This is a genomic window from Micromonospora sp. DT44 (assembly GCF_049841635.1).
Taxonomy (GTDB): Bacteria; Actinomycetota; Actinomycetes; order Mycobacteriales; family Micromonosporaceae; genus Micromonospora.
Genome location: NZ_JBNCKS010000023.1, coordinates 1 through 14,620, shown reverse-complemented (window position 1 = coordinate 14,620; position 14,620 = coordinate 1). Strand labels below are relative to the sequence as shown.

General features: G+C 71.9%; 18 protein-coding genes. 9 read left to right on the top strand and 9 right to left on the bottom strand.

The window, feature by feature from the left end:
• Positions 1 to 51 precede the first annotated feature (51 nt).
• From ACLQ25_RS15325 to ACLQ25_RS15305, 5 genes are all read left to right on the top strand, one after another.
• Complete coding sequence (locus tag ACLQ25_RS15325; protein WP_425731538.1) at positions 52 to 882, top strand: alpha/beta fold hydrolase; 831 nt, start codon at positions 52 to 54, stop codon at positions 880 to 882.
• 3 nt (positions 883 to 885) lie between these two features.
• A complete protein-coding gene (locus ACLQ25_RS15320) occupies positions 886 to 1,692 on the top strand; it encodes an aminoglycoside N(3)-acetyltransferase (RefSeq protein WP_425731537.1) in 807 nt (268 codons plus the stop codon).
• Positions 1,689 to 2,438 (top strand): sugar isomerase domain-containing protein, encoded by a 750-nt coding sequence (locus ACLQ25_RS15315; RefSeq protein WP_425731536.1) that lies wholly within the window; start codon positions 1,689 to 1,691, stop codon positions 2,436 to 2,438. The genes ACLQ25_RS15320 and ACLQ25_RS15315 overlap by 4 nt, the downstream gene beginning before the upstream one ends.
• Positions 2,439 to 2,588: 150 nt before the next feature.
• Entirely contained in the window at positions 2,589 to 3,092 is a 504-nt protein-coding gene (locus ACLQ25_RS15310; protein WP_425731535.1) for a DUF6328 family protein, read from the top strand.
• A 104-nt stretch (positions 3,093 to 3,196) separates the two neighbouring features.
• Entirely contained in the window at positions 3,197 to 5,272 is a 2,076-nt protein-coding gene (locus ACLQ25_RS15305) for an acyl-CoA dehydrogenase family protein (protein WP_425731534.1), read from the top strand.
• A 209-nt stretch (positions 5,273 to 5,481) separates the two neighbouring features.
• Here the strand turns inward: ACLQ25_RS15305 and ACLQ25_RS15300 are convergent, their stop codons facing one another.
• The 9 genes from ACLQ25_RS15300 to ACLQ25_RS15260 all read right to left on the bottom strand — a co-directional run bounded on the left by ACLQ25_RS15300 (position 5,482) and on the right by ACLQ25_RS15260 (position 10,880).
• The gene (locus ACLQ25_RS15300; protein ID WP_396804151.1) at positions 5,482 to 5,649 is read right to left on the bottom strand and encodes a hypothetical protein; all 168 of its coding nucleotides are present in this window, start codon (positions 5,647 to 5,649) and stop codon (positions 5,482 to 5,484) included.
• 469 nt (positions 5,650 to 6,118) lie between these two features.
• Positions 6,119 to 6,727 (bottom strand): hypothetical protein, encoded by a 609-nt coding sequence (locus ACLQ25_RS15295; RefSeq protein ID WP_425731533.1) that lies wholly within the window; start codon positions 6,725 to 6,727, stop codon positions 6,119 to 6,121.
• 82 nt (positions 6,728 to 6,809) lie between these two features.
• The gene (locus ACLQ25_RS15290) at positions 6,810 to 7,253 is read right to left on the bottom strand and encodes a GNAT family N-acetyltransferase (protein WP_425731532.1); all 444 of its coding nucleotides are present in this window, start codon (positions 7,251 to 7,253) and stop codon (positions 6,810 to 6,812) included.
• Positions 7,250 to 7,648, bottom strand: coding sequence for a Fur family transcriptional regulator (locus ACLQ25_RS15285; protein WP_425731531.1), 399 nt, complete (start codon positions 7,646 to 7,648; stop codon positions 7,250 to 7,252). The genes ACLQ25_RS15290 and ACLQ25_RS15285 overlap by 4 nt, the downstream gene beginning before the upstream one ends.
• A complete protein-coding gene (locus ACLQ25_RS15280) occupies positions 7,645 to 7,944 on the bottom strand; it encodes an ArsR/SmtB family transcription factor (protein ID WP_282257156.1) in 300 nt (99 codons plus the stop codon). Before ACLQ25_RS15280 ends, ACLQ25_RS15285 begins: the two co-directional genes overlap by 4 nt.
• Before the next feature lie 46 nt (positions 7,945 to 7,990).
• A complete protein-coding gene (locus ACLQ25_RS15275; RefSeq protein ID WP_425731530.1) occupies positions 7,991 to 8,857 on the bottom strand; it encodes a metal ABC transporter permease in 867 nt (288 codons plus the stop codon).
• Between the two features lie 2 nt (positions 8,858 to 8,859).
• Positions 8,860 to 9,621: a metal ABC transporter ATP-binding protein gene (locus ACLQ25_RS15270; protein ID WP_396804155.1), complete on the bottom strand. Its 762-nt coding sequence runs from the start codon at positions 9,619 to 9,621 to the stop codon at positions 8,860 to 8,862.
• Positions 9,618 to 10,568 carry a metal ABC transporter substrate-binding protein gene (locus tag ACLQ25_RS15265; protein ID WP_425731529.1) on the bottom strand — a complete coding sequence of 317 codons (951 nt, stop codon included), beginning with the start codon at positions 10,566 to 10,568 and terminating at the stop codon, positions 9,618 to 9,620. Before ACLQ25_RS15265 ends, ACLQ25_RS15270 begins: the two co-directional genes overlap by 4 nt.
• Positions 10,569 to 10,622: 54 nt before the next feature.
• Entirely contained in the window at positions 10,623 to 10,880 is a 258-nt protein-coding gene (locus tag ACLQ25_RS15260) for a hypothetical protein (RefSeq protein WP_425731528.1), read from the bottom strand.
• Positions 10,881 to 10,909: 29 nt separating this feature from the next.
• Here ACLQ25_RS15260 and ACLQ25_RS15255 point away from each other — a divergent pair, with 29 nt between their 5' ends.
• From ACLQ25_RS15255 to dusB, 4 genes are all read left to right on the top strand, one after another.
• A complete protein-coding gene (locus ACLQ25_RS15255) occupies positions 10,910 to 11,251 on the top strand; it encodes an antibiotic biosynthesis monooxygenase family protein (protein ID WP_425731527.1) in 342 nt (113 codons plus the stop codon).
• A gap of 23 nt (positions 11,252 to 11,274) precedes the next feature.
• The gene (locus tag ACLQ25_RS15250; protein WP_425731526.1) at positions 11,275 to 11,754 is read left to right on the top strand and encodes a hypothetical protein; all 480 of its coding nucleotides are present in this window, start codon (positions 11,275 to 11,277) and stop codon (positions 11,752 to 11,754) included.
• 114 nt (positions 11,755 to 11,868) lie between these two features.
• Positions 11,869 to 13,248 (top strand): glycine--tRNA ligase, encoded by a 1,380-nt coding sequence (locus ACLQ25_RS15245; protein ID WP_425731525.1) that lies wholly within the window; start codon positions 11,869 to 11,871, stop codon positions 13,246 to 13,248.
• A gap of 51 nt (positions 13,249 to 13,299) precedes the next feature.
• Positions 13,300 to 14,472, top strand: coding sequence for a tRNA dihydrouridine synthase DusB (gene dusB / locus ACLQ25_RS15240; RefSeq protein ID WP_425731524.1), 1,173 nt, complete (start codon positions 13,300 to 13,302; stop codon positions 14,470 to 14,472).
• Positions 14,473 to 14,620: the final 148 nt, after the last annotated feature.

Sequence of the window (14,620 nt, the reverse complement as noted above, 5' to 3'; positions counted from 1 at the left end):
GAGGTCCGCGCATCCGGGTCGGCGCGACGACGGCTGGGTAGGCTGACGATCATGCAGGTCGACGCGCGGGGTCTGACATTCGAGGTACGCACCGACGGCCCGTCCGACGGCGTCCCCGTCCTGCTGCTGCACGGGTTTCCGCAGCACAGCGGCGAGTGGGACGAGGTCGTGCCGCCGCTGCACGCCGCCGGCCTGCGCACGTACGCCCTCGACCAGCGGGGCTACTCGCCGGGCGCGCGCCCCGCCGAGGTGGCGGGGTACCGGATTCCCGGGTTGGTCGCCGACGCGGTCGCGGTGCTCGACGCGCTCGGTCTGGACGCCGTGCACCTCGTCGGCCACGACTGGGGCGCGATCGTGGCGTGGGCGGTGGCCGCCGCGCACCCGCAGCGGGTCCGTACGTTGACGGCGGTGTCGGTGCCGCATCCGGCGGCCATGGCACACGCGCTCGCCACCGACGGCCAGCAGAAGGCCCGGTCGTCGTACATCGCGCTGTTCCGCAAGCCGGGCAAGGCCGAGAAGGTGCTGCTCGCGTGGCACGCGACGGCGCTGCGCAAGCTGCTGGGCGGGGTGGGCGACGCCGCCCGGGTGAACCGCTACGCCGACCCGATGCGCGAGCCGGGGGCGCTCACCGCCGCCCTGAACTGGTACCGGGCCATGTCCCGCGCCGACCTGGCCGCCGTGGCCCCGGTCGCCGTACCGACCACCTACGTGTGGAGCGACCGGGACGTCGCGATCGGCCGGACCGCCGCCGAGGCGTGCGCCGCCAATGTCACCGGCGACTATCTCTTCGTACCCCTGGCCGGGGTGACCCACTGGATCCCGGACGCCGCGCCCGCCGCGCTGGCCGAGGCGGTCCTGGCCCGGGTCGCCGGGACGGCCTGAGCTGTGACCGTTCCCACCGGTGGGCCGGGCACCCGCCGGTCCCTCGCCGCGCAGCTCCGCCTGCTGGGCGTACGCCCCGGATCGACGGTGCTGGTGCACGCCGGCATGCGCCCGCTGGGCTATGTCTGCGGCGGACCGCAGGCGCTGGCGCTCGCCCTGCGTGACGCGCTCGGCCCGGACGGCACGATCGTGGTACCCACCCACACCCCCGACAACAGCGACCCCGCGCAGTGGCGGAACCCGCCGGTGCCGGTGGACTGGTGGCCGCTGATCCGCGCCGAGATGCCCGGCTTCGACCCGGCGGTCACGCCGAGCCGCTACATGGGCGTCCTCGCCGAGACGGTCCGCTGCTGGCCGGGAGCAATGCGCAGCACGCACCCCCACGTGTCGTTCGCGGCGCTCGGCCCGACGGCCGGGCAGGTCGTCGCCGGGCACGCGCTGGCCGACATGCTGGGCGAGGCCTCACCGCTGGCCCGGCTCTACGACCTGGACGCCGACGTGCTGCTGCTCGGAGTCGACCACAGCGCCAACACCTCGCTGCACCTGGCCGAGTACCGCCGTCCCGCCCTCGTCCGCGAGCGACTGGGCGCGGCGGTGCGGACCGGTGACGGCGGCCGGGAATGGGTGTGGTGGCAGGACGTCCAGCTCGACGAGAGCGACTTCGGCGCGCTGGGCCGGGACCTCGACGCCACGACGGTGGTCCGCGTCGGCCCGGTGGGCGCCGGGACGGCGAGGTTGATCCGCCAGCGGGCGGCGGTCGACTTCGCGGTGCGGTGGTTCGCCCGCAACAGAGGGACGGAGGACGTATGACGGTGAGCGCCGAGGACTACCTGAGGGTGGTGACGGAGACGATGTCCCGGGTGGCCGCCAGCCAGCGGGACGCCGTGGGTCGGGCCGCCGACCTGATCGCCGACGCGGTACGCGCCGACGGGGTGGTGCACGCCTTCGGCACCGGGCACTCGGAGGCCCTCGCCATGGAGATCGCCGGCCGGGCCGGCGGGCTGGTACCCACCAACCGGATCGCCCTGCGGGACCTGGTGCTGCTCGGCGGTGAGCCGGCCGACGTGCTCGGGCCGCTGCTGGAACGGGACCCGGCGGTGGCGCACCGGCTCTGGGCGTTGGCTCCCGTACGGCCCGCCGACATCTTCGTGCTCGCCTCGAACTCCGGGGTCAACGGCGCGATGGTCGAGTTCGCCACGCTGCTCAAGGAACGGGGTCACAAGCTGGTCGCGATCACCTCCGCAGAGCACTCCGGCCGGATGACCTCCCGCCACCCGTCCGGGCGCAAGCTGGCCGACCTCGCCGACGTGGTGCTCGACAGCGGCGCTCCGTACGGCGACGCGACGCTGCCGCTGCCCGACGGGGGTGCGGTCGGCGCGGTCTCCTCGATCACGGCCGCGCTGCTGGCCCAGCAGATCACCGTGGAGGTGGTGGCTCGGCTGCTCGCGGCGGGTGAGCGGCCCCCGGTCTACCTGTCGGCGAACATCCCGGACGGGGACGCGCACAACAACGCGCTGGAGGCCCGGTACGTGGGCCGCATCCGCCGCGGGTCCTGACCCGGGCCGATCGACCTCGCGGTGTCCGGCGGATGGCCGGCAGGTGGCCGAGACCTGTCGTGAACCTGTTTCGCGCTCGGTCGGGTGGGGCATTGGCGTTGCAGCCGGCGGCCGGGACCGCCGGCAGTACCGTCTCACCGGAGGTAGCGCGTGTCCAAGGAGACCGAGAAGCAGCGTTGGCAGCGCAACTTCGCCGACCTGCTCCAGGAGTTGCGAGTCGCCCAGACCGGCGTGCAGATCCTCTTCGCCTTCCTGCTCACCCTGCCGTTCAGCAACGGGTTCACGCGGACCAGCGAGTTCCAGCGCGACGTCTACATCGTCGCCCTGCTCGCCGCTGCCGCGGCCACCGCGATGATCATCTCGCCGGTGGCGTTCCACCGGGCGCTGTTCCGCCAGGGGCGCAAGCCGGAGCTGGTGCGGTTCGCGCACCGCATGGCGACCGGCGGTCTCGGCTTCATGCTGATCGCCATGGTCAGCGCGGTGCTGCTGATCACCGACTTCGTGCTGGACCGGCCGATCGCCTTCGTGCTGAGCGCGCTGGCCGGGCTCTGGTTCCTCGTCTTCTGGGTGCTCCTGCCGTTCGCCCGGCGCAACTGGGGTGACGACGACATCGACGACGAGGACGACGACCCGGAGACGCTCAGCGTCGGCTGACCTCCGTCGATGTTCACGCCACGCTACCCCTGGGTAACAACCGGGGGTAGCGTGGCGTTAGTCGCACACGTCGAGCAGCCGCACCGAGCTTCGAGGGGGCAGCCGTGACCACGACACAGGACGGCCGAGAGGCACCGGACGGCCCCGACTCCGAAGCCGCCGCCGGGTCTGCCGCACCACCCGCCGCCGGGTCTGCCGCACCCGCACCCGCCGCCGGGTCTGCCGCACCCGCACCCGCCGCCGGTAGCGCCGCGCCACTGCCCGCCGAGGCCGGACAGGTCTCCGAGAAGGAGGCCCGCAGGGTCGCCGAGGCCGCCCGCGAGTCCACCTGGGACCGTCCCAGCTTCGGCAAGGAACTGTTCCTCGGCCGGTTCCGGCTCGACCTCATCGACCCGTGGCCGCGCTCCGACCCGGACGACGTGGCCCGCGCCGAGGAGTTCCTCGGTCAGCTGCGCTCCTTCGTCACCTCCGAGGTGGACGGCGCGGCCATCGAGCGGGACGCCTCCATCCCCGACTCCGTCTTCCACGGCCTCGCCGACCTCGGCGCGTTCGGGATGAAGATCGACCGGAAGTACGGCGGCCTCGGGCTGAGCAACCTGCACTACTGCCGGGCCCTGATGCTGGCCGGCTCGGCCAGCCCGGCGATCGGGGCGCTGCTCTCGGCCCACCAGTCGATCGGCGTGCCGCAACCGCTGAAGATGTTCGGCACCGCCGAACAGAAGCAGCGCTTCCTGCCCCGACTCGCCGCGGGTGAGGTCTCCGCGTTCCTGCTCACCGAACCGGACGTCGGCTCCGACCCGGCGCGCCTCGCCACCACCGCCGAACCGACCGACGATGGCACCGGCTACCGGCTCAACGGCGTGAAACTCTGGGCCACCAACGGCACCGTGGCCACCCTGCTGGTGGTGATGGCCCGGGTCCCCGCCACCGACGGTCGACGCGGCGGCATCACCGCGTTCGTGGTGGACGGCGACAGCGCCGGCATCACCCTGGAACGGCGTAACGAGTTCGTCGGCCTGCGCGGCCTGGAAAACAGCCTGACCCGCTTCCACGACGTGTTCGTACCCGCCGAGAACGTCATCGGCGGCGAGGGCAAGGGCCTCAAGATCGCCCTGACCACGCTGAACACCGGCCGGCTCTCGCTACCGGCCATGTGCGTGGGCGCCGGCAAGTGGGCGCTGCACGTGGCCCGGGGATGGGCCGCCGACCGCGTCCAGTGGGGACGGCCGGTGGGCGAGCACGAGGCCGTCGCCCAGAAGCTCTCCTTCATCGCCGCGACCACGTACGGCATGGAGACCATGCTCGACCTGTGCTGCCTGCTCGCCGATGACGACCGCAACGACATCCGGATCGAGGCGGCGCTGGTCAAGCTCTACGCCAGCGAGATGGCCTGGAAGATCGCCGACGAGCTGGTCCAGATCCGGGGCGGGCGCGGCTACGAGACAGCCGACTCGCTGGCCGCCCGCGGGGAACGCCCGGCCAACGTCGAGCAGGTGCTCCGCGACCTGCGCATCAACCGGATCTTCGAGGGCTCCACCGAGATCATGCACCTGCTCATCGCCCGGGAGGCCGTCGACGCCCACCTGTCGGTGGCCGGCGACATCATCGACCCGGAGGCGGGGCTCGGCCGCAAGGCCCGCGCCGGCGCCCGGGCAGGAGCGTTCTACGCGCGGTGGCTGCCGACCCTCACGGTCGGCAAGGGCCAGAGCCCATCGGCGTACGCCAAGTTCGGCCCCCTCGCCAGCCACCTGCGCCAGGTGGAACGCTCCTCGCGCAAGCTGGCCCGTTCGACGTTCTACGCGATGTCCCGCTGGCAGGGAAAGATGGAGCGCAAGCAGGCGTTCCTCGGGCGCATCGTGGACATCGGCGCGGAACTGTTCGCCATGTCCGCCGTCTGCGTCCGGGCGTACGCCGAACGTGACTCCCACCCGGAGAACGTCGAGCTGGCCGACCTGTTCTGCCGGCAGGCCCGCGTTCGGGTGGACGCCCTGTTCGCTTCCCTCTGGGACAACACCGACTCGGTCGACACCGCCGCCGCCAGACGGATCCTCGCGGGCCGCTACGCGAGCGTGGAGGAGGGCGTCGTCACCCCGTCCGCCGAACTGCCCTGGGTGGCCCGCTGGGAGCCCGGCCCGTCCACCGTCGAGGACGTCCGCCGCCGCATCCCCCCGAAACCGTAACCCTCGCGCCAGGTCCCCCACCCCACCAGCGGGACGATCGCGGCGTCGGCGGGGACGGTCGCGGTATTGGCGGGGACGATCGCGGTATTGGCGGGGACGGTCGCGGCGCAAGATCGTGCTCGATACTGGATCCAGTGGCATCCCTCCGCCCCCGAGGCCACTACTTCCTGGTTCGAGCACGATCTTGGGGCGGGGCGGGGCGGGGCACGTCAGCGGGCGACCGCCCAGGCCAACACCCCGGCCAGGATCAGACCGTTGAGCGCGGCCAGCGCGAGGTACGCGGCGGGCGGGATCTTCTTGCCCCGGCGGACGAAGGAGACCAGGACGGCGGCGTAGCCGAGCAGCAGGACGGCGATGACGATCAGGAAGTAGAACACCCGAAGACCTTAACGGCCTCCACCCGCACCCCCGAGCCGCCGCCACACCCCGTGTCCGCCCCCAAGCCCGTGTCCGCGTCGATCTTGCACTTTCGGTCGTCAATTCAGCACGGTATGCCCCCTAAGTCACCACAGAAAATGCAAGATCGCGGGGGTGCTCACCGCCCAACCCCGTCGATCATGGAGTTGTGGTGGCCGTTATGGGAATCTACGGGTGCTTTGTCACCCACCAGAACTCCATGATCGACGAGCGGGGCGGGGCGGGGCGGCGCGGGCGGGGCGGGGCGAGGGTGGGGGTGGGGTGCGCGGGCGAGGGTGGGCGTGAGGGTGCGCCCGTGGGCGGGGCTTGGGCGCGGGTGGGCGAGGCGCGGGCCGGCGTGGGCGCGTGGCGAGGGTGCGCCCGTGGGCGAGGGCGTGGGCTTAAGTGGGGGAGGGCGCTGGTGGGGTAGGGCCTGGGTGGGGGAGGGGGTTAGCGGGTTTTGTTGCGGAGGCCTAGGTGGCGTAGTTCGAGGGCGGCCAGGGCGTCTACGGTGTCGTCGTCGCCGCGTCGCCACGCCTCGGCGACGTCGGGCGCGATCCGGGTGAGGCGGCCCAGCGGTTGGGTGGCCAGGGCGCGGAGCGCGAGCAGGTCCCGTCCGGCGGGTACGGCGGCGAGCTTCGCGGCCGAGCCGGCGCGACGCATCCAGCGCAGCCGCAGCGGCAGCCAACCGAAGAGCACCAGACCGAGCGGGAAGATCAGCACCGCGAGGGCGAGGGCGAGGGCGAGTTGGTCGACGAGGTGCTGCTGCTCCCGGCCGGCGTCGGCGAGCCCTCGGGCGGCGTCGGCGGCGCGCTGGAAGGGGGCGGTCAGCTCGTCGCCGACCAGCGGTACCCGGCGTACCTTGCCGCCGGCGTCGGCGAGGTTGTCGGCGAGGCCACTGCCCGCGCCCTCCAGCTTCTGCCCGGGTACGGCGAGCTTCTGCACCAGGTCGTGCAGCCAGAGGGCGGCGCGGATCGCGACGTACACCCAGATGACGACGAGCAGGTCGGTGAGCAACTGACGGACGGCGGTCGGAAACCGATCGGCGTAGATCTTCACGTCGGACAGCGTGCCACGAACGACGACGGCCCGGCACCCGTCGATTCGGTGGCCGGACCGCAGGGCGGGAACCAGCCGTCGATCAGGCGAGCCGCAGGTCCACGAACGCGATGGTGTCGCCCGGTAGGACGTACCGGTCGGTCTCGACGAAGCCGTGGTGGCGGGCGAACCGCAGGCCTTCGTCGTTGGACGCCAGGACGACGGTCTCGATGGTCTGCGCGCCCAGCTCACGGGCCCGGGCCAGCCCGCGCTGGTAGATCTGCTCCCCGTAGCCGTGCCGGCGGCTCTCGGGCAGTACCCGGGCGATCACGGTCGCGGCGTCGGGTGCCGGGGGACGTACGGTCGAGCAGCCCACGGCCACGCCGTCGGCGTACGCGACCTCAAGGATGTGGCGCTGGGCGCGAGCGGCGATCTCGTCGGCCGACAGGGGTGCCGTCGGGATGATCGAGTTGTGGATGTGCTGCCAGTCGCGCAGCGCCGTCTCCCTGCCCGCCGGATTGACCGGCGTGAACCGAAGGCCCGTCATCGGACGCAGGTCGGGCAGGTGCCGAAGATTTCCAGGGTGTGGCTGACGTCGGCGTACCCGTGCTCGGCGGCGACCCGGTCCGCCCAGCTCTCCACCGCCGGGCCGGCGACCTCGACCGTCCGCCCGCAGACCCGGCAGACCAGGTGGTGGTGGTGGCCCTCGCTGCACCGGCGGTAGAGGTGCTCGCCACCCGGCGGGCGCATCACGTCGATCTCGCCTGCGTCGGCCAGCCCCTGGAGGGTTCGGTAGACGGTGGTCAGGCCGACCCGCTCGCCGCGCTGCCGGAGCATCGCGTGCAGTTCCTGGGCGCTGTGGAAGCCGTCCATCTCACCCAGCAGCGCGCTCACCGCCGAGCGCTGCCGGGTGTTGCGTACGGCGGCGCCGCTCTCGCTCATGATCCCTCCCCCGCGTGGCTGACCGCGTCCGCCACGATGTGCGCGACGTGTTCGTCGACCAGGCTGTAGGCGATCTCCCGACCTCGACGCGAGCCGCGCACCACGCCCGCGCCGCGCAGGACCCGCAGGTGCTGGGAGACCAGCGGTTGCGCGGCGCCCAGCTTCTCCACCAGCTCGTGCACGCACCGCTCGCCGTCGGCGAGCTCGCTGACGATGGCCAGCCGGATGGGCGCGGACAAGGCTCGGAGCAGTTCGCTGGCTCCGTCGAAACCCTCGTAGCCCGTTGCGCTGGTCATCTTGCAACGGTAACCAATACCACCGACATCCGCCGATCCGGCACAGCTAGTCGAGGACGACCTCGTGTGGCTCCAGGGCTGGTACGAGCGCCGGCGCGGCGCGGCGGTGCCGCCTACGCCAGATCGTCCCGGCGACGGCCATCACCAGGAAGGAGGCGATCGCCAGCAGCACCACCGAGGCCCCGGGCGGGGTGTCGGCGCTGGCGGCCACCCAGACACCCGAGCCGGCGGCGAGGAACCCGAGCGCCATGGCGGCGGTCATCGTGCTGCGGAAGCCCCGGGTGACCTGCTGGGCGGCGGCCACCGGAACCACCATCAGCGCGCTGATCAGCAACACGCCGACGGCCCGCATCGCGATGGTCACCGTGACCGCGGTGGTGACCGCGATCAGCAGGTTGAGCGTGCGCACCGGGAGGCCGGAGACCCGGGCGTACTCCTCGTCGTGGCTGATCGCGAAGAGCGCCGGCCGCAGGGCGATCATGGTGATCAGGATCGCCGCACCGAGCACACCGACGGTGATCAGGTCGTTGGTCGAGGTGGAGAGCAGCGATCCGAACAGGTAGGCGTTGAGGTTGGCGCTCGTCGCGTCCGAGAGACCGACCAGCAGGACGCCACCGGCGATGCCGCCGTAGAAGAGCAGGGCCAGGGCCAGATCGCCGGAGGTACGCCCGCGGGCGCGGACCAGCTCGATGGCGATCGCGCCGACGGTGGCGACGATCACCGCCACCAGCACCGGTGAGCGGTTCAGGAGCAGGCCGGCGCCGACGCCCGTCAACGCCACGTGTCCGATGCCGTCGCCGATCAGCGTCAGTCGGCGCTGCACCAGGTAGATGCCGAGCGCCGGAGCGGCCAGGCCGATCACCAGCGCGCCGATCAGGGCACGCTGCATGTAGGGGTACTGGAAGAGTTCCATCGTCAGTTGCTCCACAGCCCGGCGGGCTCGTCGGGACCGTGCGGGTGCACGTGGTCGTGGTCGGGCTCGGCGTGGTGGCCGGCCGGGTCCGGGACCGGGCCGTCGTGACAGATGCCGCCCTGGTGGACGACGACCGCCCGGCTGATCACCGGTCGCAGCGGGCCCAATTCGTGGGCCACCAGCAGCACCGTCCCGCCGTCGGCGACGAAGTCGCGCAACGCGCCGGCGAACGCCTCCTGGCTGGCCGCGTCCACCCCGGCGGTGGGCTCGTCGAGGATCAGCAGCTCCGGCTTACCGGCCAGCGCGCGGGCGATCAGGGTGCGCTGCTGCTGACCGCCGGAGAGGGTGGACACCGGATCGGTGGCCCGGTCGGCGAGCCCGACCGCCCGCAGCGCCGCGTCGACGGCGGCCCGGTCGGCGGCGCCGGGCGGGCGCAGGATGCCCCGGCGGGCCAGCCGGCCGGAGGCCACCACCTCACGGACGGTGGCGGGCACGCCCGACCCGGCGCCGAGGCGCTGCGGGACGTACCCGATGCGCTGCCACTGGCGGAACTGGCGCAACGGCCGGTCGAAGAGGGTGATCGAGCCGGAGCTGAGCGGCACCAGGCCGAGGATCGTGCGGATCAGCGTGGACTTGCCGGAGCCGTTGGCGCCGAGCACGGCGACCACCTCCCCGGCGGTCACGGTGAACGAGACGTCCCGGAGGACGGTGCGGCCGTCGTAGCCGACCGCGCCGTGCTCGACGGTGATGACCGGGGTGCTCATGAGCAGCTCAACGCCGTCCGCAGGGTCCGCAGGTTGGTACGCATCACCGAAAAGTAGTCGGCGTCGCTGCCAGCGGCGAGTCCTTCGATCGGATCGAGCACCGCGGTCTTCGCGCCGACCTGACCGGCGATGGTCTCGGCGACCTTCGGGCTGACCAGCGCCTCGAAGAAGATCGTGGTGGCGTGGTGCTCCTTCGCCTCGTCGATGACCTGGGCGAGCCGCTGTGGCGAGGGCTCGACGTCGGGGCTGAGCCCGGTGATGCCGACCTGGTCGAGGTGGTAGCGGTCGGCGAGGTAGCCGAACGCGGTGTGGCTGGTCACGATCTCGCGTCGCTGGCAGGTCGCCAGGCCCTTGGTGAACTCGCCGTCGAGGGTGGTCAGGTCGGCGCGCAGGGTCGCGGCGCGGGCGGTGTAGTCGGCGGCGTGCTTCTCATCGACCGTGCCGAGCTGTTGGGCGAGCTTGTCGCCGATGGCGGCGAGCCGGATCGGGTCGAGCCAGACGTGCGGGTCCTTGGCGTGCCCGTGCCCCTCCTCGCCCTCCTCGTCGCCCTCGTGGTTGTGGCCGCCGGAGCTCGCGTCCATCAGTGGCTGCACGCTGGCCACGTCGAACACGGGTGCGTCGTCGTCCTGCGCGATCGCCTCGTCCACCGCGGGCTGGAAGCCCTTGAGGTAGACGATCAGCTCGGCCTCGGTGATATCACCGACCTGGCGTGGGCTCAGCTCCAGGTCGTGCGGCTCGGCGCCGGGCTTGGCCAGGTTGGTGACGCGGACGGCGTCGCCGCCGACGCGCTCGGCGACGAACTGGAGTGGGTAGAACGCGGCCACCACGTCGACCCGTTGGGGATCGGCGCCGGCCGGGCCGCCGGTGGAGCAGCCGGCGGCGGCGCCCAGGGCGATCAGGGCGGTCGCGGCGGCGGCCAGGACACGGAACGTGGTGCGGTTGCTCATGCCGCCAACTGTCCGTGGTAACGACAATGATTGTCAAAAACGCATGCTTGCATGTCAGAGCAGCTTCGCCAGGCCCACCGTCACCAGCAGAGTCAGCATCAGCAGTCGGAGCACCCTCGTCTGCGGCGCCTGAATCGACCACGTGGTCACCAACAGGGCGATCAGGGCCGCGGCGAGGGCCAGCGTCAGCAGGCCGCCGACCACCCCCGGCGTGAAGAACGCCACCAGCACCACCACGAGGGTGAGCAGGAACACCGACGTCGGGTTCGCCCCGGCCAACCGGGCCAGCAGAGGGCGCTGCGTACGCTGCATCCCACAGACTCTACGAGGAGGAACCCCCGGTGCTGGTGACCAACCGGTTCGTGGTCGACGTCGATGTCGCCGACGGCTTCACCGAACGGGCGCACGCCGCCCTCACCGCGCTGGCCGCCTGCCCCGGCTACCTGCGCGGCCAACTGGTCCGGGCCCTGGACGACCCCCGGTACTGGGCACTGGTCACCGAGTGGGAGTCGGTGGGCACCTACCGGCGGGCGCTGGGCGCCTTCGAGGTCAAGGTGAGCGCGGTGCCGTTGCTCGCCGAGTCGGTGGACGAGCCGTCCGCGTACGAGGCGCTGGCCAGCGCCGCGCCGGGCGGAGCCGTGGTGGTCGCCGAGAGTGATCGGGCCGCAGGTCCTTACCGCTGAGACTCGGGCACTACCCTGCTCCTATGACCGCACCTGCCCCGCCGCCCGGTCCCGGTGTGGCTCCGCCCTTCGCCGCGCCTCCCACCGAGGGGCGTCGTACCCGGCTCTGGATCGGCGTCGGCGTCGGCGCCCTCGCCGTGCTGCTCTGCTGCGGCGGAGGTGGCACGGCCATCGTGGGCCTGGCCGTGAGCGGCGTGCAGGCGGTACGCGAGCAGGGCCGCACGGTGACCGGCGACTACTACCAGGCGCTCGTCGAGCGCAACTACGGCCGGGCGTACGAGCAGCTCTGCGACGACGCGCAGCGGCGCGAGTCCCGCCCCGAGTTCGAGCGGCGGGCGGCCGCCGAGCCGCAGGTCACCGCGTTCCGGGTGGGTGAGGTGGACACCACCAACCTCACCGTGCCGGTGGACGTGACCCTGGACGGCGGCGACCGGGAGCGTCAGCAGGTCAGCCTGGGTCAGGACGGTCAGACCGGTGGCATGGAGGTCTGCGGGGTGAGCTGACCCGCCCCCGGTATTCTGCTGGGCTCGGGACGACGGTGGTCGTACCGTTGTTCCGAACCGACCGTTCCATCCACATCTCGCCCCCGCCGACCGCCAGCCGGCGTAGGAGGAAACATGCCAGCCGACCGTATCGACGCCGTCGTCAGCCTCGCCAAGCGCCGAGGCTTCGTCTTCCCCTCCAGCGAGATCTACGGAGGCACCCGGTCGGCGTGGGACTACGGTCCGCTCGGCGTGGAGCTGAAGGAGAACGTCCGCCGGCAGTGGTGGAAGACCATGGTCCAGCAGCGCGACGACGTCGTCGGCCTCGACTCCGCCGTGATCCTGGCCCGCAAGGTGTGGGAGGCGTCCGGCCACATCGCCGAGTTCGTCGACCCGCTCACCGAGTGCCAGTTCTGCCACAAGCGGTTCCGGGCGGACCACATCGAGGAGGCGTACGAGGCCAAGCACGGCCACCCGCCCGCCTCGCTCGCCGAGGTCAACTGCCCCAACTGCGGCAACAAGGGCACCTTCACCGAGCCGAAGATGTTCAACGGCCTCATGAAGACGTACCTGGGCCCGGTGGAGAGCGACGAGGGGATGCACTACCTGCGCCCCGAGACCGCACAGGGCATCTTCGTCAACTACAAGAACGTCGAGACGGTGGCCCGCAAGAAGCCGCCGTTCGGCATCGCGCAGACCGGCAAGTCGTTCCGCAACGAGATCACCCCGGGCAACTTCATCTTCCGGACCCGCGAGTTCGAGCAGATGGAGATGGAGTTCTTCGTCGAGCCGGGCACCGACGAGCAGTGGCACGAGTACTGGCTCCAGGAGCGCTGGAACTGGTACCTCGACCTCGGCCTGTCGGCGGACAATCTGCGCCTGTACGAGCACCCCGCCGAGAAGCTGTCGCACTACTCGAAGCGCACCGTCGACATCGAGTACCGGTTCCAGTTCGGCGGGACCGAGTTCGCCGAGCTGGAGGGTGTCGCCAACCGCACCGACTTCGACCTCTCCACGCACAGCAAGCACTCCGGCGTCGACCTGTCGTACTTCGACCAGACCAAGGGCGAGCGCTGGATGCCGTACGTCATCGAGCCGGCCGCCGGTCTGACCCGGGCGGTGCTCGCCTTCCTGCTCGAGGCGTACGACGAGGACGAGGCCCCGAACACCAAGGGCGGCGTGGACAAGCGCACGGTCATGCGGTTCGACCCGCGCCTGGCCCCGGTCAAGGTGGCGGTGCTGCCGCTGTCGCGTAACGAGGCGCTGTCCCCCAAGGCGAAGGACCTCGCCGCGCTGCTGCGCAAGCGTTGGGTGGTGGAGTTCGACGACTCGCAGGCCATCGGCCGCCGCTACCGCCGGCAGGACGAGATCGGCACCCCGTTCTGCGTGACCGTCGACTTCGACACCCTGGACGACAACGCCGTGACGGTCCGGAACCGGGACACCATGGGGCAGGAGCGCGTCTCCCTCGACCAGGTCGAGCGGTACCTCATCGAGCGCCTCCCCGGCTGCTGACGCTGGTCACGGGGCCCCGACCGTCCGGTCGGGGCCCCGTACACTTGTGCGGTGACCGCCTCGACCGTGCCCGCGCTGCGCCCGTTGACCCTCGGGCCGTACCAGGTGTCACCGCCGGTGGTGCTCGCCCCGATGGCCGGGATCACCAACATCGGCTTCCGCCGGCTCTGCCGTGAGCAGGGCGGCGGCATCTACGTCTGCGAGATGATCACGACCCGGGCGCTTGTCGAGCGGAACCCGAAGACGCTGCGCATGATCGCCTTCGGCGACGACGAGCAGCCGCGCAGCCTCCAGCTCTACGGCACCGACCCGGAGATCACCGCCGCCGCCGTGCGGATCGTCGTCGAGCGGAACCTGGCCGACCACATCGACCTCAACTTCGGCTGCCCCGTACCCAAGGTCACCCGGCGGGGCGGTGGCGCGGCGCTGCCCTGGCGGCGTCGGCTCTTCGCCCGACTGGTCAAGGCCGCGGTGGATGCCGCCGCACCCTCCGGCGTGCCGGTCACGGTCAAGATGCGCAAGGGCATCGACGACGACCACCTGACGTACGTCGAGGCGGGGCTCGCCGCGCAGGAGGCCGGCGTCGCCGCGGTGGCCCTGCACGGGCGTACGGCCTCGCAGCGCTACTCGGGCACCGCCGACTGGGACGCGATCGCCACCCTCAAGCAGGCCCTGGACGTGCCGGTGCTCGGCAACGGCGACATCTGGGAGGCTGACGACGCGCTGCGGATGGTCGCCCACACCGGCGTCGACGGAGTGGTCGTGGGTCGCGGCTGCCTCGGCCGGCCGTGGCTCTTCGCCGACCTGGAGGCCGCCTTCAACGGCCGACCGGAGCGGCGGCTCCCCACCCTCGGCGAGGTGGCGGTGACCATGCGCCGGCACGCCGAGCTGCTGGTCGACCAGTTCGTGGCGGGCGCTCGCAACCCGGCCCGGGGTGAGCGGGACGGCTGCACCGACTTCCGCAAGCACGTCGCCTGGTACCTGAAGGGTTTCCCGGTCGGCGGCGAACTGCGTCGCTCGCTGGCGATGATCGAGAGCCTGGCCCAGCTCGACGACCTGCTCGGCAAGCTCGACCCGGCAGAGCCCTTCCCGCTGACCGCGCTGGGTCAGCCGCGCGGGCGTACCAACTCGCCGGGCAAGGTCGCCCTGCCGGACGGTTGGCTGGCCAGCCGGGACGACGACACCGTCCCCGAGGGCGCCGAGATGGACGACTCCGGCGGCTGACCGGTGGCAGTCCCAGATGGATCACCGGCCTAGGTGACTGGTGTTAAACGGCGGTTGACCGGGTTCTGGTTGACCGCCGTTATCGCGTGGGTGGTGTCGGTTCGGTGCGTTGGCTCGAGGGTGTGGGGTGCGGGAACCGTTGCTGGGG

Bases quoted from the DNA above. Each gene is read 5' to 3' on its own strand.
- ACLQ25_RS15315 (WP_425731536.1), top strand. From the start codon at position 1,689: ATGACGGTGAGCGCCGAGGACTACCTGAGGGTGGTGACGGAGACGATG.
- ACLQ25_RS15250 (WP_425731526.1), top strand. From the start codon at position 11,275: ATGACCGCACCTGCCCCGCCGCCCGGTCCCGGTGTGGCTCCGCCCTTC.
- ACLQ25_RS15325 (WP_425731538.1), top strand. From the start codon at position 52: ATGCAGGTCGACGCGCGGGGTCTGACATTCGAGGTACGCACCGACGGC.
- ACLQ25_RS15280 (WP_282257156.1), bottom strand. From the start codon at position 7,944: ATGACCAGCGCAACGGGCTACGAGGGTTTCGACGGAGCCAGCGAACTG.
- ACLQ25_RS15260 (WP_425731528.1), bottom strand. From the start codon at position 10,880: ATGCAGCGTACGCAGCGCCCTCTGCTGGCCCGGTTGGCCGGGGCGAAC.
- ACLQ25_RS15270 (WP_396804155.1), bottom strand. From the start codon at position 9,621: ATGAGCACCCCGGTCATCACCGTCGAGCACGGCGCGGTCGGCTACGAC.
- ACLQ25_RS15245 (WP_425731525.1), top strand. From the start codon at position 11,869: ATGCCAGCCGACCGTATCGACGCCGTCGTCAGCCTCGCCAAGCGCCGA.
- ACLQ25_RS15275 (WP_425731530.1), bottom strand. From the start codon at position 8,857: ATGGAACTCTTCCAGTACCCCTACATGCAGCGTGCCCTGATCGGCGCG.
- ACLQ25_RS15285 (WP_425731531.1), bottom strand. From the start codon at position 7,648: ATGAGCGAGAGCGGCGCCGCCGTACGCAACACCCGGCAGCGCTCGGCG.
- ACLQ25_RS15265 (WP_425731529.1), bottom strand. From the start codon at position 10,568: ATGAGCAACCGCACCACGTTCCGTGTCCTGGCCGCCGCCGCGACCGCC.
- ACLQ25_RS15290 (WP_425731532.1), bottom strand. From the start codon at position 7,253: ATGACGGGCCTTCGGTTCACGCCGGTCAATCCGGCGGGCAGGGAGACG.